At 73.0% G+C, this 16680-nt stretch carries 12 protein-coding genes and 1 other RNA gene; 8 read left to right on the top strand and 5 right to left on the bottom strand.

Going from position 1 to position 16680, the window contains the following annotated elements; all coding sequences use genetic code 11:
- Complete coding sequence (locus ACFPGP_RS11110) at positions 1-279, bottom strand: GNAT family N-acetyltransferase (protein WP_378590049.1); 279 nt, start codon at positions 277-279, stop codon at positions 1-3.
- A gap of 40 nt (positions 280-319) precedes the next feature.
- On the opposite strand from ACFPGP_RS11110, the gene ACFPGP_RS11105 reads away from it, so the two are divergent.
- Genes ACFPGP_RS11105 through ACFPGP_RS11090 form a run of 4 tightly spaced genes read left to right on the top strand, consistent with a single transcriptional unit; the run spans position 320 to position 4785 of the window.
- Positions 320-1438, top strand: a complete 1119-nt coding sequence (locus tag ACFPGP_RS11105) for a Nif3-like dinuclear metal center hexameric protein (RefSeq protein ID WP_378590047.1) — start codon at positions 320-322, stop codon at positions 1436-1438.
- Positions 1408-2193 carry a zinc ribbon domain-containing protein gene (locus tag ACFPGP_RS11100; protein ID WP_378590045.1) on the top strand — a complete coding sequence of 262 codons (786 nt, stop codon included), beginning with the start codon at positions 1408-1410 and terminating at the stop codon, positions 2191-2193. Before ACFPGP_RS11105 ends, ACFPGP_RS11100 begins: the two co-directional genes overlap by 31 nt.
- Positions 2190-3380, top strand: a complete 1191-nt coding sequence (locus ACFPGP_RS11095; RefSeq protein ID WP_378590043.1) for a bifunctional RNase H/acid phosphatase — start codon at positions 2190-2192, stop codon at positions 3378-3380. Before ACFPGP_RS11100 ends, ACFPGP_RS11095 begins: the two co-directional genes overlap by 4 nt.
- Positions 3381-3435: 55 nt before the next feature.
- Positions 3436-4785: a phosphotransferase family protein gene (locus tag ACFPGP_RS11090; RefSeq protein ID WP_378590041.1), complete on the top strand. Its 1350-nt coding sequence runs from the start codon at positions 3436-3438 to the stop codon at positions 4783-4785.
- A gap of 6 nt (positions 4786-4791) precedes the next feature.
- On the opposite strand, the gene yaaA is transcribed toward ACFPGP_RS11090, so the two are convergent.
- The gene (gene yaaA / locus ACFPGP_RS11085; RefSeq protein WP_378590039.1) at positions 4792-5574 is read right to left on the bottom strand and encodes a peroxide stress protein YaaA; all 783 of its coding nucleotides are present in this window, start codon (positions 5572-5574) and stop codon (positions 4792-4794) included.
- A 50-nt stretch (positions 5575-5624) separates the two neighbouring features.
- On the opposite strand from yaaA, the gene ACFPGP_RS11080 reads away from it, so the two are divergent.
- Together ACFPGP_RS11080 and ACFPGP_RS11075 are read left to right on the top strand one after the other, a co-directional pair.
- Complete coding sequence (locus tag ACFPGP_RS11080; protein ID WP_378590037.1) at positions 5625-7073, top strand: RNB domain-containing ribonuclease; 1449 nt, start codon at positions 5625-5627, stop codon at positions 7071-7073.
- A gap of 158 nt (positions 7074-7231) precedes the next feature.
- On the top strand, positions 7232-8095 hold the full coding sequence (locus ACFPGP_RS11075) for a sigma-70 family RNA polymerase sigma factor (RefSeq protein ID WP_378590035.1): 864 nt from the start codon (positions 7232-7234) through the stop codon (positions 8093-8095).
- Between the two features lie 294 nt (positions 8096-8389).
- On the opposite strand, the gene ACFPGP_RS11070 is transcribed toward ACFPGP_RS11075, so the two are convergent.
- The 3 genes from ACFPGP_RS11070 to rnpB all read right to left on the bottom strand — a co-directional run bounded on the left by ACFPGP_RS11070 (position 8390) and on the right by rnpB (position 15917).
- Positions 8390-11131 (bottom strand): winged helix-turn-helix domain-containing protein, encoded by a 2742-nt coding sequence (locus ACFPGP_RS11070; protein WP_378590034.1) that lies wholly within the window; start codon positions 11129-11131, stop codon positions 8390-8392.
- Positions 11132-11311: 180 nt separating this feature from the next.
- On the bottom strand, positions 11312-15226 hold the full coding sequence (locus ACFPGP_RS11065) for a DUF7507 domain-containing protein (protein ID WP_378590032.1): 3915 nt from the start codon (positions 15224-15226) through the stop codon (positions 11312-11314).
- A 297-nt stretch (positions 15227-15523) separates the two neighbouring features.
- An RNA gene (rnpB, locus tag ACFPGP_RS11060) (RNase P RNA component class A) lies at positions 15524-15917 on the bottom strand.
- A 274-nt stretch (positions 15918-16191) separates the two neighbouring features.
- Here rnpB and ACFPGP_RS11055 point away from each other — a divergent pair.
- Both ACFPGP_RS11055 and ACFPGP_RS11050 read left to right on the top strand, forming a co-directional pair.
- Positions 16192-16389 carry a hypothetical protein gene (locus ACFPGP_RS11055; protein ID WP_378590030.1) on the top strand — a complete coding sequence of 66 codons (198 nt, stop codon included), beginning with the start codon at positions 16192-16194 and terminating at the stop codon, positions 16387-16389.
- Position 16390: 1 nt separating this feature from the next.
- Positions 16391-16672: a hypothetical protein gene (locus ACFPGP_RS11050; RefSeq protein ID WP_378590028.1), complete on the top strand. Its 282-nt coding sequence runs from the start codon at positions 16391-16393 to the stop codon at positions 16670-16672.
- Positions 16673-16680: the final 8 nt, after the last annotated feature.

Raw genomic sequence — 16680 nt, 5'->3', positions numbered from 1 at the left:
CTACTGTGCGGCGAGCGCCATGAACAGCTCCCCGTCCTCCTCCTCGCCCGTCGAGACGAAGCCCAAGGAGGTGAAGAGGGATCGGCTCGCGTCGTTGTCCGGGTGGTGCGACATCCGGATCAGCTCGCACGCCGGGTCCGCGCGCAGGCGCTCGACCAGCATCTCGACGACGCGGCGACCGACGCCGCGACCCTGGTGGTGGGCGTCGACGAGCAGGTAGCGCGCAGCCAGCGCCGGCACGAAGTCGCGCTGGTCGTCACGCGGCGCGAGGTCGGCCACTCCGGCGCGGGCGAGGTGCTCGAGGTCCTAGCCTGTGCCCATGCCGAGGCTGGGTGAGGTCGTCGACCTGCTGCACGAGTGGTATCCGCCCGCGACCGCGGAGTCGTGGGACGCGGTGGGGCTGGTGCTCGGCGACCCCGCCGACGACGTACGCCGCGTGCTGTTCGCCGTGGACCCCGCGCCGGCCGTCGCGGCCGAGGCGGCGGAGTGGGATGCGGACCTGCTCGTGGTGCACCACCCGCTCTTCCTCAAGCCCGTGCACGGTGTGCCGGCGACGACGCCCAAGGGCCGCACTCTCGCCACGCTGGCCCGGGCCGGGTGCGGGCTGCTGACCGCGCACACCAACGCCGACCGGGCGGTCGGCGGCGTGTCGGAGGCGATGGCGGCCGCGCTCGGACTGACCGGCGTGCGCCCGCTGCTGCCCGACGCCGACGTCGCGATGGACAAGCTCACGACCTACGTGCCGGTCGCGGATGCCGACCGGGTTCGCGCCGCGCTGGCCGGGGCGGGCGCCGGCCGGATCGGCGACTACGACCACGCGTCGTTCAGCACGCCGGGGCAGGGGCGCTTCCGCCCGCTCGACGGTGCGCGCCCCGTGATCGGTGAGGTCGGCCGGGTCGAGACGGTCGGGGAGGAGCGGATCGAGGTCGTGCTCGCCCGTCCGGCGCGGGCGGCCGTGGTGGCGGCGCTCCTGGACGTGCACCCCTACGAGGAGCCGGCGTACGACGTCGTGGAGCTCGCCGACCCCGCCACCGGCGACGCGGGCACCGGGCGGATCGGCGACGTCGCGCCCACCACCCTCGGCGCCTTCGCGGCCCACGCGGCGGCAGCGCTGCCCGAGACCGCTCACGGCGTGCGGGTCGCGGGCGACCCCGAGCGGCCGGTGCGCCGGGTGGCGCTGTGCGGTGGGGCCGGCGACTTCCTGCTCGACGCGGTGCGCCGCACCGATGCCGACGTCTTCGTCACCAGCGACCTGCGCCACCATCCCGCGGCCGAGTTCGTCGAGCACGGCGGCCCCGCCCTGGTCGACGTGGCGCACTGGGCGGCGGAGTGGACCTGGCTCCCGGTGGTCCGGGCGCGGGTGGCCGAGGCGCTGGGCGCTACGGTGGAGACCCGCGTGAGCACCCTGTGCACCGACCCCTGGCAGTTCCGTCCCTGAAGGAGCCGACGCTGAAAGCCGACCCGTCCGCCCAGCTCAAGCTGCTCGACGTGCAGGAGCTCGACGCCCGCGCCGACCAGCTGCGCCACCAGCGCACCCACCTGCCCGAGCTGGCCGAGATCGCCGAGCTCAAGCAGCAGCGCGCCGCGCTCGACGACCGGGTGCGTGACGCCCGCATCCTCGTCGACGACCTCACCGTGGAACAGACCAAGGTCGACGCCGACGTCGAGCAGGTCAAGGCGCGCCGCACGCGCGACCGCGACCGCATGGACCAGGGCCTGATCACCAACCCCAAGGACCTCGAGCGGATGCAGCAGGAGCTGGTCTCGCTCGAGCGCCGGATCACCACGCTCGAGGACGAGGAGCTCGAGGTCATGGAGCGGCTCGAGGCCGCCCAGATGGAGTTCGACCGCGCCACCTCCGAGCTCGCCGAGACCGACGCCCGCCTGGCCGCCCTGGCGTCGGCCCGCGACCAGAAGCTGGCCGCCCTCGATGAGGAGCTCGCCAGTGTCGCGGCCGAGCGCGTCCCGACCGCCGAGGGGCTGCCGGCCGACCTGGTGGCCCTCTACGACCGGCTGCGCGAGCAGAAGGGCGGTGTGGGTGCCGCGGCGCTGCGCGCCCGCGCGTGCGGCGGCTGCCGACTCACCGTCGACAACGCCGAGATCGCGGTGATCCGGGCCGCGGCCGACGACGAGGTCATCCGCTGCGAGGAGTGCCAGCGGATCCTGGTGCGCACTCCCGAGTCCGGGCTGTGACGGGCCCTCGTTCGGTCGTCATCGAGGCGGACGGCGGGTCGCGGGGCAACCCCGGCCCCGCGGCGTACGGCGCGGTGCTCAAGGACGCCGAGACGGGCGAGGTGCTCGCCGAGGACGGCACCACGATCGGGGTGGCCTCGAACAACGTGGCCGAGTACTCCGGGCTGATCGCGGGGCTCAAGCTCGCCGAGCAGTTCGCGCCCGAGGCCGACATCGAGGTCCGGATGGACTCCAAGCTCGTCGTGGAGCAGATGTCGGGCCGCTGGAAGATCAAGCACCCGGCCATGAAGCCGCTCGCCACGGAGGCGAGCCGCCTCGCGCCGTTCGGCACGACGTACACCTGGGTCCCGCGCGAGCTGAACAAGCACGCCGACCGGCTCGCCAACGAGGCCCTCGACGGCCTGCGCAGCGGCGTCAGCGTCCCGGGCGGGGCCGAGCCCGAGTCGCTGATCGAGGAGGTCGAGGACCCCGACACCACGCCGCGCAAGCCCGGCCCCGGCTGGGGACCGCCCGCCGGGCCCCCGACGACGGTGGTGCTGGTGCGTCACGGCGTGACCGCGCACACGGTCGAGAAGCGGTTCTCCGGCGGGCTGGCCAGTGCCAACCCCGGCCTCTCCGACGAGGGTCGGGCCCAGGCGCGCGCGGTCGCGGAGTGGCTGGCGCCGCTCGCCGAGCGCGTGGATGCCGTGGTCGCCTCGCCCGTACGACGCACCCGCGAGACCGCGGAGATCGTCGCGGAGCGCCTCGGCAAGCAGCTCGCCGTCGAGCCCGGCTTCGCCGAGATGGAGTTCGGCGCCTGGGACGGCCTCACCTTCGACGAGGTGGCGGCGAGGCACCCCGGTGAGCTCGAGGCCTGGCTCGGGTCGCTCGAGGTCGCGGCCGGCGGCGGCGAGTCGTTCCGGCAGGTCGAGGCCCGCGTGCTGTCCGGCCTCGAGCGGCTCGTCGGGGCGCACCCCGGCGGCACCGTCGTCGTGGTCAGCCACGTGACGCCGATCAAGACGCTGGTGGCCCACGCGGTCGACGCGCCCCTGGAGGCCGTCTTCCGGATGGAGCTGAGCCCCGCGTCGGTCTCGGTGCTCTCGTTCTTCGCGGGCGGGCCGGACGGGCGTGAACCGCGCGCCTCGCTGCGTCTGTTCAACGCGCTGCCGCCGGGGGAGAGCCCCTTCGGCGAGCGCGACCGCTGGTAGGCCTCGGGACGAAAACGCGGTGCCCGGCACCGCCGGGCGCTGGTAGAACGTGCCGGTGCAACAACGTCACCACCGGGTCGCCCTCCTCGACGAGCAGCGGGGAGCCGTGCTCGTCGTCCCGGACGGTGAGGGGGGCTGGCGGCTGCCGCGCCACCCCGAGCGGTGGGCCGACCACCCCGACCTCGTCGCCGCCGCCGGCGCCGCCGCCGCCACGGCCTACCTGGAGGTGCCGCCGCACCGCGAGGAGGACGGCACGATCACCAACGTGCTCGTCGGTGACGGCACGTCCGCCCTGCCGGACGCCGAGTGGTGGCCGCTCGCCGACCTCGGTGGTGCCGGTGTCTCCGAGGCGGCCCTGGCCCGGGTGACTGCGCTGCTCGCCGAGCGCGCGGCGCTGCGCGCCGGAGCACCGCTCCCGGACGACGGGCGCCCGTCGTGGTACCTGCCCGGCTGGCGTGACGACGTCGAGGCGTGGGTGGACGCGGTCGGCGAGGAGCACGGCTTCGCGCGTCGCGGAGCGCCGGAGGCGATGAAGATCTGGATGCTCTCGGCGGTGCTGCGCTTCCCGGTCGAGCGCGACGGCAAGCCCGCCGACCTGTGGTTCAAGGCCACCTGCGAGGGGTTCCGGACGGAGCCGGCGCTCACGCGCGCGGTCGCCGGCCTCGCCCCGGACCTGGTCCCGACCATCGTGGGCGTCGATGCCGCGCGGGCCTGGCTGCTCATGGAGCCCCTGCCGGCCGACCAGGACGCCCGGCCCGACCGCGCGCCCGCCGTGGCCCGGGCGCTGGCCCGCCTGCAGCTCGACGCCCGGGGCGCGAACGCCGCGCTGCTCCTTTCCGGTGCCCCCGATCGCGGGCTCACCGGCACCCTCGCCGGCCTGCGCGCCTGCATCCACGACTCGGTCGAGGCCGACGCCATGGGGGAGGAGCTCCGTCACGAGGCCGCCGAGAGCGAGGAGTGGCTCGCCGACCGGCTGCGGGAGCTGTGGGCGTGGGGGCTGCCCGACACGCTCAGCCACGGCGACCTCCACCTCGGCAACGTCGCCTGGGACGGTGAGCGCCCGGTGTTCTACGACTGGACCGACACCTGCCTGACCCACCCGTTCTTCGACGCCCGCCACCTCGCCGACAGCGCCGCGGACGAGTGTGCGGACGACGCCGACAAGGAGGCGGCGCGCGCCGCGGTCTGGGAGGCGTACGCCGAGGCGTGGCGCGCGGCGTACCCGGACCTCGACCTCGACGCCGTGTGGGCGCAGGTGCGGCTGGCCGAGGCGGTCTTCCAGATGATCAGCTACGAGAACATCGCGCGTGCCCAGACCCCCGACACGCGGTGGGAGCTCTCCGGTGTCGTGACCCGCACGCTGGCGACGCTGTGCCGGATGCGCCGCGAGGCGCTCGCAGGCTGACCAGCCTCAGACCTCGGTGACGACGACGTCGAGCCGGGTGCCCTGCGCCGTCGGGTCGCCGACCTCCACCAGCCAGCCGAGGTCGCGCAGCACCTCGGCGAGCGCGGCGGGGGTGCGCGGCGTACGCCCGTCCTCCAGCAGCGCGCGCACGATCCGACCCTTGGTGGCCTTGTTGAAGTGGCTGACGACCGAGCGCCTCCCGTCCGACTCGTGCAGCACCCGCACGGTCGCGACCCGCCGGGCGAGTGAGGCCGGCGGTCGCCAGAACGCGGCGTACGTGCCGGAGCGCAGGTCGACCAGCAGCCGCCGGTCGCCGAGCTGCTCCTCGACGGCCGCGCCGAGCACCTCGCGCCACACCGCCGCCACCGGGCCGAGGCCGGGCAGCGAGACGTCGCCGGAGAGCCGGTACGCCGGGATCCGGTCGCCCGGCCGCACCAGTCCGAAGACCGACGAGGTCACCAGCACCCGCGATGCGCCCCGCCGGCGGGCCGCGGCGTCGAGCGAGGCCCAGTCGAGGGCGTCGTACAGCACGCCGGTGTAGATGCGGTCGGCGCGCGCCGTGGGGTTCGTGCGGAGCCCGGCGTCGAGGTCGACGAGCTCGACCTGCGTGCGACCCAGTCCGAGCGTCGTCGCGGCCACGACCGGGTCGCCCGACGCGAGCTCGCCCAGGGCGTCGAGCACGCGCTCGCGGGCGGGGTTGAGCACCGGTGAGCCCAGGGAGGAGAGGTCCAGCGGGGCACCCCGGCGGGGGGCCGCCTTGCCCTCGCTCGGGGGAAGCAGGATCAGCACGCCGCAAGGCTAGGGCCGCGGGCCTTGCCCCACGTCCTAGGGTGACCGTCATGCCGAGCAGCCGCGTGGTCCGGGTCCGCGAGCCGGTCGAGGGCGTGCTCGCCACCGCCCTGCGCGACGGGATCGACCGCATCCAGGCCGATCTCGAGGTGACGCCCGCCTTCTCGCCCGAGGTGGAGGAGGCGGCGGAGGCGGCGGCAGCGTCCCCGCGGATGCCCGAGCTCGACCGCACCGACCTGCCGTTCGTGACCATCGACCCGCCGGGGTCGCGCGACCTCGACCAGGCGCTGTTCCTCGAGCGCGACGGGGACGGGTACGTCGTGCACTACGCGATCGCCGACCTCGCGGCGTTCATCACGCCCGGTGACCTGGTGGACCTCGAGGCGCACCGCCGCGGTGAGACCCTCTACGGCGCGGACGCCACGGTCCCGCTGCACCCGCCGGTGATCTCCGAGGGCGCGGGCTCCCTGCTCCCCGACGAGGTGCGGCCCGCGCTGCTCTGGACGATCCGCGTCGACGCGACCGGCGAGGGGACCGAGGTCACGGTCGCACGGGCGCGGGTGCGCTCGCGCGCGCGGCTGTCCTACGAGGAGGCCCAGGCGGCGATCGACGACGGCAGCGCCGCGGAGACGTTGCTCCTGCTCGCGGAGGTGGGCGCGCTCCGGCTGCACCGCGAGGCCCTGCGCGGGGGTGTCTCGCTGCCCCTGCCCGAGCAGGAGGTCGACGCCCGCGACGGGCGCTGGCACCTCGAGTTCCGCTCGCTGCTCCCGGTCGAGAGCTGGAACGCCCAGATCTCCCTGCTCACCGGCTTCGCCGCGGCCTCGCTCATGGTCTACGCCCGCGTCGGCCTGCTGCGCACCCTGCCGCCGCCCGACCCGCGCGACCTGCAGCGCCTGCACCGCACCGCGCGCGCCCTGGGCATCGAGTGGCCGGCCGAGCAGCTCTACCCCGACTTCATCCGCGCCCTCGACCCCCACGTCCCCGCCCACGCGGCGATGGTCGTGGCCTGCACCCGGCTGCTGCGCGGCAGCGGGTACGTCGGCTTCAACGGCGAGGTGCCCGCGCAGCCCCAGCACGCGGCCCTGGCGTCGGAGTACGCCCACGTCACCGCGCCCCTGCGCCGCCTCGGCGACCGCTACGCCGGGGAGATCTGCCTCGCGCTCTGCGCCGGCACCGAGGTCCCCGGCTGGGTGCTCGACCGGCTCACCGAGCTTCCCGACACGCTGCGTGCCTCGGGCCAGCGCGCGCGCCGCTACGAGCGGGCCGTGCTCGACCTGGTCGAGGCGGGCACGCTCTCCGACCGGGTGGGGGAGACCTTCGCGGCCGTGGTGGTCGATCTCGAGGAGGATGACGAGCGGCGGGGCGTGGTCACACTGCGCGAGGAGGGCATCGAGGCGTCGGTGCGCAGCGAGGACCGGCTGCCCCTCGGCACGGAGGTGACGGTGCGCCTCGTGACCGCCGACGTGGCGACCCGCAAGGTGGCCTTCGAGCTCGTCTGAGACGCCCCCGGGCCCGGTCTTGAGCCCGGTCCAGTCCACTGCACGGCAATTCAGGTGGTCAGGTTTGGCCGCCCGGAGCAGGGGGGAGGAACCAGTCACCTCCGGGTGAACGGATGTCAAAACGCGGCATGAGTCCCCGGCGCACCTCAGGAGCCCCCGTGCCTCTGTCCGCGTCATCCGTCCTGGACCGGGACGTCACCACCCCCGGGCGTCCCGGTCCGGCGGAGGTCACCCTCCGCGTCGCCGCTCCCGAGAGCCACCGCCGTCGTCGCACCGAGGATGCGCTGGTCGAAGCGGCCACCGCCCCACCCGACCGCCGTCGCGCCCTCCTCGACGAGGTCGTCGAGATCAACATGGGCGTGGCCCGCAGCGTGGCCAGCCGCTACTTCCGCCGAGGCATCGACCAGGACGACATCCTCCAGGTCGCCTACGTCGCCCTGACCCGCGCCGCGCGCGACTTCGACGCCGGCCGGCACCGCGACTTCCTCGCGTACGCCGTGCCGACGATGCGTGGCGAGATCAAGAAGCACTTCCGCGACCACGGCTGGACCGTGCGTCCGCCGCGGCGCATCCAGGAGATGCAGCAGCGGATCTCGGCCTGCGAGTCCGAGCTCGTGCAAGCCCTGGGCCGCTCGCCGCGGCCGTCGGAGATCGCCGACCACCTCGGCGCCGACGTCGACGACGTCGTCGAGGCGCTCGGCAGCGACGGGTGCTTCACCCCGAGCTCGCTCGACCGCCCCGTCAGCGGTCAGGACGGGTCGACCGCGGTGTCGCTCGCCGACCTGCTCGGCGACCTCGACCCCGACCAGCCGGCCGCGGAGGCGCGTGCCACGCTGGCGCCGGTCGTACGCCGCCTCAAGGAGCGCGACCGCCGGATCCTGTTCCTGCGCTTCTTCGAGGACCGCACCCAGCAGGAGATCGCCGACGAGCTCGGCGTGACCCAGATGCAGGTCTCGCGGCTGATCACCCGCATCATGCGGGACCTGCGGCGCGACCTCGGCGCCGAACCGATCGCCAGCTGAGCGCCGGCTGAGCGCCACCCGGTTGGGGGGCAGGGCGGCGTCGCCTGCGGAGGCGGCGCCGCCCGGGCCCGTGTCTACCTGAGCGGCGCCGCTCCACCGTGGGTGCGCCACGCCGCGGATGCAGGGACCACGGCCTGGCGCGGGGCCCGGCTCGGTGTCAGACGACGTCCGGGCCCGCTGGCACTCGGACGACCGCCCGAGCGCGACGGACGGTTGCCCGGCAGGCCACAGGTCTGGACCATCGCCGCGGGGACTCCGTCCGGTGCGGGATCCACCGGTGCCCGAGCAGGCCGTTCAGAGGATGCCGAGCTCACGCGCCCGCTCCACAGCCTCCCGACGGGACCGGGTGCCGAGCTTGCGGTGGATGTGCTTGGTGTGGGTGCGCAGCGTGTTGAGCGAGATGAACAACCGCTGTGCGATCTCCTCGTGGGGGCGGGTGCCCTGGAGGTCGCGCAGCACCTCGAGCTCCCGGGGGGTCAGCGGCTCGACGAGGTGAGGAACGCCCGCGTCGGCTGGTCGCTGGCACCGGGCCAGGAGTCCGAGCAGGTCGAGCACCTCGGCCTCGTGGGGGGTGCCTCGGTCGAGCAGCTCCTGGAGCAGCGGCTGGATCTCCGGGCCGCACACGAGGAACGGTTCCCGGACCCGGTGGGGAGCTGCTGTCCCGACGGCGTGGTCGAGCACCTGGAGCGACTCCGCGTGCTGCCCCAGCGCGTCGGCCGCCAGCGCATCCACGACCAGCCCGCGGATGCCGACGGGCCAGTCCTCTTCCCAGCGGAGGACGTCCTCGAGCGCTGTGCGCGCCTCGGCCGGCCTGCCGCAGCGCAGCAGCAGCAGCGCGCGGAGGACCGCCCACTCGCCGCGTGCCACCGGGGGGAACCCGGCCCCGGGAACCGCATCGATCAGGCTCAGTGCCTGGTCCGGGTGGTCCTCGAGGGCCAGCTGCTCGGCCTCGGCGATGGCGAGCAGCGGCTCGGCCCAGCTCGTGCCCGTCCTCCACCGACGCGCTCGGGCCCGGAGCCGCTCCAGCTCCTGACGTGCCTCCTCCACCCTGCCCGCCGCGCGGAGCGCGACGTGGGTGGCGAAGCCGGACCTGAGCTGGTTCACCTCGTCCAGGGGGTGGAGGATCCCGTCGGCTTCGGCGAGGTGCCGCAGGCCGGTGTCGACGTCCCCGCGGACGACAGCGACAGCGCCGAGGACGTGGTGCGCCGTGGCGACGCTGGACGAGCCCCGCCATCCCCGTCGGTCCGCAGCGTCGACCACGCGCTGGGCGGTCGTCCGCGCGTCGTCGAGCCCCCCGGAGACGAAGTCGATGAACGCCAGCTGGGCTTCGGCCGCGAGGGCCAGCCGGGGCATGTCGAGCAGGCTTGCTGCCGCGATGGCCTCGGACAGGTGCCCCCGGGGCTCGTCGTACAGCCAGCGCGAGACCTCGTAGGCACCGACGTGGAAGAGCAGCAGCGCCCGACGCTGTCGTTGCGGCAGGGTGAGGACCGGCCGGTCCGCCTCCAGCCGACACAGCAGCGCCAGCGCCGAGGCGTGGCTGTCGCTGCGGTCGTCACCGGTCATGGTGGCGACGTGGAGGAGGATCGCCGCACCCATGGACTCGACGGCGAGCCGCCTGTCCTCGGGCAGGACGCCCGCGAGGACCATGGCCCGTTCGGCGTACGCGCGCGCCCGCTCGAGGTCCCGGTGCTGCACCCCGAGGTAGGCGGCCACGACGGCGAGCTCGGCGTGCTCCTCCAGCTGCGTCTGCGTGAGCAACGAGAGGAGCGCCCGGAGCTCGGCGGACTCGCCGCCGATCACGAGACCCAGCCACGACTCTCCGAGCGCCCGTGCCGCCAGCGCGGTGTCGCCCCCGGCCACGGCCTGCCGGAAGGCGTCGACCGGGAAGCCGTGCCGGTCGCACCACACCGCTGCGGCCAGGTGCAGGGGCTCCACGGCGTCGGGTTCGGCTGCCCGGAGGCGCTGCTGGAGGAGTCCTGCGAACATCGGGTGCCAGCGGTACCAGCTGCGCCCCTGGTCGTCGCGCGGCAGGACCCGGTCGAGGAAGACGTGGGCGCTGTGGAGCTCGGCGAGCGTCCGGTCGCCGCAGCGACTGCCCGTGACGGCGTCCGCCAGCTCGCCGCAGGTCGGGTTCGCCGTGGAGGCGCGGAGCAGGAACTGCTGCAGGTCCCGCGGCTGCTTCTCGAACACCTCCGTCATGAGGTAGTCCGCGATGAACGACTCGCCCTCGCGGAGCCCGGCGACGAAGCCGTCGGGGTCGGGCGATCCACGCATCGACGCGACCAGGACCTGCACGGCCGCGGGCCAGCCTTCGGTGCGCACGCGCAGCACCTCGAGCTGGGCGTCGTCGAGCGTGACGTCGTGGAGCCTGAGCAACGCCGCGCACTCCTCGCGGGTGAGCGCCAGGTCGGCGGCGGAGATCTCGGTGACCCTGCCCTGCAGTCGCAGCCTGGTCAGACCCAGGTCCGGCTCCACGCGGCTCAGCACGACGAAGCCGACGTGGGCGGGCTGGTAGCGCAGCACCCTGGCGCCGAGCCGCTCGCTCGCGGAGCCGACGACCGCCTGGAAGTCGTCGAGGACCACGACGACGTCCTCCGTCAGGCGCGACAGGGCGTCGGAGACCTGGAGCAGGTAGGCCTCGGTGATCCTCGAGACCGACGGGAGCCCCCTCGGCGAGATCATCGCTCGACCGCCGGCGGGCGTGGAGGCGATCGCGGCGACGAGGTACCTCACGAAGCGCACCGGGTCGCGGTCGCCCTCGCCCAGGGTGACCCAGGCGACGTCCGGCGGTGCGGCCCGGTGGTGGGCCCAGGTCGCCACGAGCTGGGTCTTCCCGCTGCCGGCCGGGGCCGAGACGACCACGAGGCCACGGGCGATGCCGTCGGCGATCGCCTCCTCGAGCCGTGGCCTGCGCAGGCAGCCCGCCGCCAGGACCGGTGCGCGGAGCTTCCCGGGGAAGAGTCCCGAGGGTGGGGGCGTCGCCGGGCGCGCGGGGGGGTCCGAGATGGAAACCGGCACCCGGTGTTGGGGGGACATGGTGCTGCGCGGCTCTCCCTGCAGATCCTCGCTTCCTCACCCACACAACCACGACCCTGCCCGTCGGGTAACGGTCAAAGGTCCCCTCGGGGGCGGGCCGACGTGGCCGCCCCCGGAGGCGGGGCGCCTCCGGGGGCGGGGTCCTTCCCGCGTCAGCGGGTCAGGTTGTTCCTCTCTCTGCTACTGCAGACCGTTGTTGTAGAGGTCGAGGATCTTCGCCCACTTCAGGGCGGCGGCATAGTCCGGCTTCTTGCTGGTCAGGTACGTGCCGGTGCCGATGAAGTTGACCTTGTCGAGGATCTTCTGTGCCTCAGTTGCGGCCTGCAGAGTCGTGGCGTTGGGTGCCTCGGCGCCCGCGGCCTGGTTCAGCAGGTAGGCGAAGTAGTGCATCGCCAGGGTGTAGGCCGCGTCACTGGCCATCTTCTTGCCCGACTTGATGTCGCGCTGGTCGAGCACGGACACCGCCTTGACGCAGTCGTCCTTGCCGAGCGGCAGGTCACCCACCAGGAAGCCTGGCGAGTTGAGCAGCTCGTCGAGGGCCCAGAACTCGTTCTTCGGGTCGTTGGCGCCCGTCGCCTTGAGCCACTGGCCGCCGCCGGAGCACGAGCTCCAGTTCTTCCAGTAGCCCGGGGTCCGCGGCTCGCAGCCGGGGGAGGCGTTGTTCACCTCGAACTCGAGGGTGCCGCCCGCCGTCAGCTGGTAGGTCTGGCCGGCCCCGAAGTCGACGCAGGACACTCCCAGGTTCTGCATGGGCGTGTCGGAGCCGTGCGGGTTGTAGGCCGGCACGACGACCCAGCTGCCGTCGACCTTGACCTTCCACTCCTGGGTCCAGCCCGCACCCGCGAGGTTGTTCATCTCGCAGACGGTGTAGGCCTTGCCGGGGTCGAGGTTGACGTTGCCGAACGTCAGCACGCCGTCAGCGTCGTTCAGGGAGCTGCCGGAAGCCAGGGCGCTGCCGCCCAGGAAGCCGGAGCCCTTGCCGTAGTTCGGTCCGTTCCAGATCTTGAACTGCCAGTCGTAGCTGGGGTCGACGACGCCCCGCGTCAGCTTCTTCAGCGTCACGCGGCTGCCGACGTCGCAGCTGGCACTGGCCTCCTTGTCGCCCGAGGACCACGTCACTCCGTAGTCGGCGTCGGAGTCGAGCACTCCGCTGCTGGTCACGGTGTTGTCGGCCGTCGCCTGTCCGCTGAACGGTCCGGCGACGGAGACGTCGAACGTCTTCGTCTGGCCCACGGCGAGGTCGAAGGTGCCGATCCCGTCGCCTGCGGTGATCGTCAGGGCGGCGTCACCGGTGTTGACGAACGTGACCTCGAAGTCCGCCGGGCCTTCCTGGGGCACCGGTTCCGTGGACACGCAGGTCTTCGAGACCGTGTACGCAGGGTGCAGCACGGTCACGACGTGGTCGTCGCTCGCCTTGATCTCGTTCGGGAAGCCCCGCGGGTTGTAGACCGCGGTGGCCTCGTTCTTCAGGCTCGTCCCGTCGCCCGCCTTCACCGTGTAGGTGTAGTCGAAGCTGCAGGAGTCGCCCGTCTCACCCGCGGGCGCGAGCGTGTCGCACGCGTCCGGAGGGTCGATGTTCTCGACCAGGGTGTCGGAGAAGGACGTGAGGTCCATCGCCGGCGTGTCCGCCGAGGACGTGTTGGTGATCGTCACCGAGTAGGTGACGGTGTCACCGACCTTGGCGTACTCCGGTCCCGTCTTGTCCACCGTGATCGACGGCTGGAACAGGTTGGTGTCCCAGGCCGAGGAGCCCGTCGCCACCGCGGCGGTCAGTCCGGGGTAGTGGCACGACACCGCGGCCGTGTTGGTGAACGGGTCATCGGCGCCGCCGGGGATCGTGAACGGTCCCACCTGGGACGTGTCCGAGGCTCCGGCAGCGAGGGTGACGGTCTTCTCGAACGCGATCAGCGGGTCGGTCACGTCGCACACCAGGCTCGGTGCGCCCGCGTCGCCACCGGTGGACCCGGTGTTGGTCACGGTGATCGTGTAGTTCACGTCATCACCGACCTTGCTGAGCTCGTCGCCCTTCTTCTCGATGGTCACGCTCGGGTCGTAGGTGTTGGTGAACTCGCAGGCGAACGCCTTGGCGGCGTCGGCCGGCAGGTCCACGGTGAAGGTGCAGCCGGCGCTGCCGCCGTCGCTGGCCCAGCCGTCCTGATCGTTCTCGACGACGGTGTAGGTGCCCTCGCCGAGGTCAGTCTCGAACGGGACGTAGCCGTCGCCGGTCGTGGTGACCGACTCCAGCACCGTCTCACCGGACATCAGGTCGAACGTCCAATCGGCCTCGAAGCCTGCCGGGACGGTGACCTTCTGGACCTTCGCGGACGCGGGGACCGCCTCGTTGTCGAAGCTGACGGCGCCCGAGCAGATGGACCCGCTCAGGTCGACGCTCTTCGGTCCGTCACCCGTGAAGCCGGCCGCCGGGGTCTCCTCGACCGAGTAGGCGCCCGGCTCGAGGCCGATCACCTCGACGGACTTCGACGTCTGACCGGCGCCGAAGGTGAGGGTCTCCGTCTTCACGACGGCGTCGGACTCGTTGACGACGTCGAAGGAGAACGTCGCCGTCTCCTCGCCCTGGAGCACGTCGTCGATGGTCTTGTCGATGGTCAGGGTCGCCGAGGTGTCGACCTCGATGGCGAGCGCGAGAGCCGCATCACCGGTGCCGCCGGTCGTGTAGCCGTCGGAACCGGTCAGCACGGCGGCGTCGGAGAGCGTCCCGTCGCCGATCGTGCCCGTGTCAGCGAGGATCGTCTTCCCGAACGTCACCGAGCCCTCGCCCGACTGCTCGTCGGACGTCCACGAGACGGGTCCCGTGGTGTCGCTGCCCAGCTCGTAGGCGTCGTCGAAGGCGCCGGTCGCGCCGGAGACCGAGTCGACCGAGAAGCTCAGGCCGCTACCCGTGACCTCCTCGACGTCGGTGACCGTCGCCGTGGCGTTGGTCACCGGGCCGTTCTGCTGGACGGTCCCGAAGGCCGTGGCCTCGGTGGTGCCCGGCACCTCGATGCCGGTGACCTTGTCGGTGTACGTCGCGGTGGCGACGTCGTTGACCTGGGTCACCGTGGCCGGTGCGGTCGTGGTGTGCGTCAGCACCAGCGTGGTCGTGTTGGCCGGGACGTCCACGTTGGTTGCCGTTGCCGTGTCGAGCAACGTGCCCTGGCCGGGCGTCAACGAGCCGGTGTAGATCTTGTCGGTCACGTCGACGGTGATCGTCCGGTGTGCCGGGTTCATGGCGTACACGTGCGTGATGATGTCGACCATGCCGGGTGTGGCCGGGTTGCGCTCCCAGCTCACCGTGACGTCGACCGGGAAGGTCGCGTGTCCGGTGGCCGCCTCACAGGTGTTCTCGATCTCGGCCGTGGTCGGGGTCGCTTCCTTCCAGACGTCCCAGGTGTAGTCGGTGCCCTGGCTGGCGGTCATGTCCTTGGACAGGTCCTGGGGCTCGATCTCCTTGACGGGGATGCTGACGTCCCGGGCGCCGACACCGCCGGTGGTCAGGGCCTCGGTCGCCAGGTTGGCGTGCAGCGCCGACCCGGGGAAGAGGTGCGAGCCGAGGGCGAGACGCCCGTAGTAGTCCAGGACGCAGGTGCTGTTCTTCGGCTGCGTGAGCGTGAGCAGGCGGTACGCGGACTCGTCGATGCCCCCGAACCCGTAGGTCGGCTCCTGGGGTCCGACGCTGTCCAGCTCGCACGTGGCGTCGGACAGCCCGGCGTTGATCTCCGGCTCGGAGAGCACGTCGTAGCCGGGCCGGCCTTCGTCCACCGCGTCCAGCACGACGGCGATCGTGTAGGTCTGCGTCTCAGGCGCGGAGTTCCCGGCCTGCGCGATCAACCGGTACGGCACCAGGTCCAGCTCGTTCCAGAGCTTGCCCAGGTTGCCGCTCGTGTAGTCCTCGTCCGGACAGATGAAGTCGCCCGCACTGGTGGGCAGGGTCACCCCGGGCGCCAGGCGGCACCCCGTGAGGGTGAGGCTGACGCTGTCCGGGTCGGCTGCCTGGGCAGGCGTCATGAATGACAGGACGGTCAGTGCGGGTACGACCAGCACCGCCGCCATGGCCGCGACGAAGCGGCGCGCGCGTGAAGACGTCTTCTGTCGCATGACAGATTCCCTTCTGGGCACCCCCCGGGCCCATTGACGGGAACTTCTCCCGAGGGGGCGGCGCTCGCCACCGCGGAGTTCCCTCTCCCTGTTTCGACGCGGGCAGGCGCCAACCCCGTCGACGAACGTCGTCGCTCATCGGATCCGGTTGCCATGACGCTCCCCACTCGGGCACGTTCCCGAGGCGCATGCCCCGGTCGGCGGAGGCCGACCGTCTCTGCCAGTCTCGACCTGGGGACCGGGCGGGCCATCACCCCGGAGCGGTGATCCTGCATCGAGCCCCGGGAGAGGGGGGTGCGGACGGGCTGGCCTGTAGGCCGGGTTCTGTACGTCCCCGTCTCCGGGGAGTGGCGACCATCCATCTACGACGACCGTTGCCGGCCGCCTCCAGCGGTCTACCCGCACACTCGGGCGGGCCGCCCTCGAACGTGTGCGCGCCCCGCGCCCGGAGGCGCGGAGCTTCTTGACCTTGCTCCAGGTGGGGTTTGCCGAGCTGCACCGGTCACCCGGTGCACTGGTGGTCTCTTGCACCACCGTTTCACCCTTACCGCTCCCGGAGGAGCGGCGGTCTGTTCTCTGTGGCACTGTCCCGCGGGTTTCCCCGGGTGGCTGTTGGCCACCACCCTGCCCTGTGGAGCCCGGACCTTCCTCGGGGACCCTCGCGGGTCCACGCGGTCGCCCGGCCAGCCCATCCGCCCGCTCAGCCTAGGGCACGCCGGTCGGGGGCGTGACCCGGTTCACCGTGACGCGGGACCGGATCGGGGCACAACCCCGCGCCCCCTGCCGTTGGGGGAGGGGTACGCACCTCCCGTCCCGGAAAGGAACACCCATGCTTCCCGTGCCTCCCATCCAGATCTCCCGCTCGAGCCTGACCAGCGCCCTGCGCGCCGCCGACCGCTGGACCCTCTGGGCCTTCAACCCGCCTGCCGGTCGACGCTGACCGACCCTCGGGCCCCGTGGTAGTCATGGTGACCATGAGCGGCTACTGGTTCTGCGTGAAGCACCACCGGGTCGAGCAGGGGCCCGACCTCTGCCCGCCGATCGACCGGCTCGGCCCCTACGACACGCGCGAGGAGGCCGAGCACGCGTTGCAGAAGGCCCAGGAGCGCAACGAGAAGTGGGACGCCGACGACGACTGGTGGGACGGCAAGCTCGAGGACTGAGGTGACGACCGGTCCGGACCCCGTGCGGCCACCGGCCTCCCCGTGGCCGTTCGTCGGGATGGCGGGCATGGCCTGCCTGTTCTTCCTGTACGCCGCGAGCGGGCTGCTGGCGCCCGCCTGGGCCGTGGTCGTGCTGCTGGTGCTGTGGGCCCTGCTCCTGCTCGTGGCCATCGCCTGGTGGTCGCTGCACCCGCGCTGGGTGCCGGCGATCCCGGTGGTGGGCGCGGTCCTCTGGTTCGCGGCGATGACCGCCGGCGGGGCCTGGCTCGGCTGGACCGCGTAGCCCGACCG

Origin of the sequence: Nocardioides taihuensis (genome assembly GCF_042657275.1) — a bacterium.
In the GTDB taxonomy this organism is placed as follows: Bacteria; Actinomycetota; Actinomycetes; order Propionibacteriales; family Nocardioidaceae; genus Nocardioides; species Nocardioides taihuensis.
The sequence above is the reverse complement of the archived record's forward strand: the minus strand, read 5'-3'. Positions and strand labels throughout refer to the sequence as shown.

Excerpts from the sequence above, each read along its gene's own strand:
- ACFPGP_RS11070 (WP_378590034.1), bottom strand. The coding sequence starts at position 11,131 with ATGTCCCCCCAACACCGGGTGCCGGTTTCCATCTCGGACCCCCCCGCG.
- ACFPGP_RS11055 (WP_378590030.1), top strand. The coding sequence starts at position 16,192 with ATGGTGACCATGAGCGGCTACTGGTTCTGCGTGAAGCACCACCGGGTC.
- ACFPGP_RS11105 (WP_378590047.1), top strand. The coding sequence starts at position 320 with ATGCCGAGGCTGGGTGAGGTCGTCGACCTGCTGCACGAGTGGTATCCG.
- ACFPGP_RS11065 (WP_378590032.1), bottom strand. The coding sequence starts at position 15,226 with ATGCGACAGAAGACGTCTTCACGCGCGCGCCGCTTCGTCGCGGCCATG.
- ACFPGP_RS11080 (WP_378590037.1), top strand. The coding sequence starts at position 5,625 with ATGCCGAGCAGCCGCGTGGTCCGGGTCCGCGAGCCGGTCGAGGGCGTG.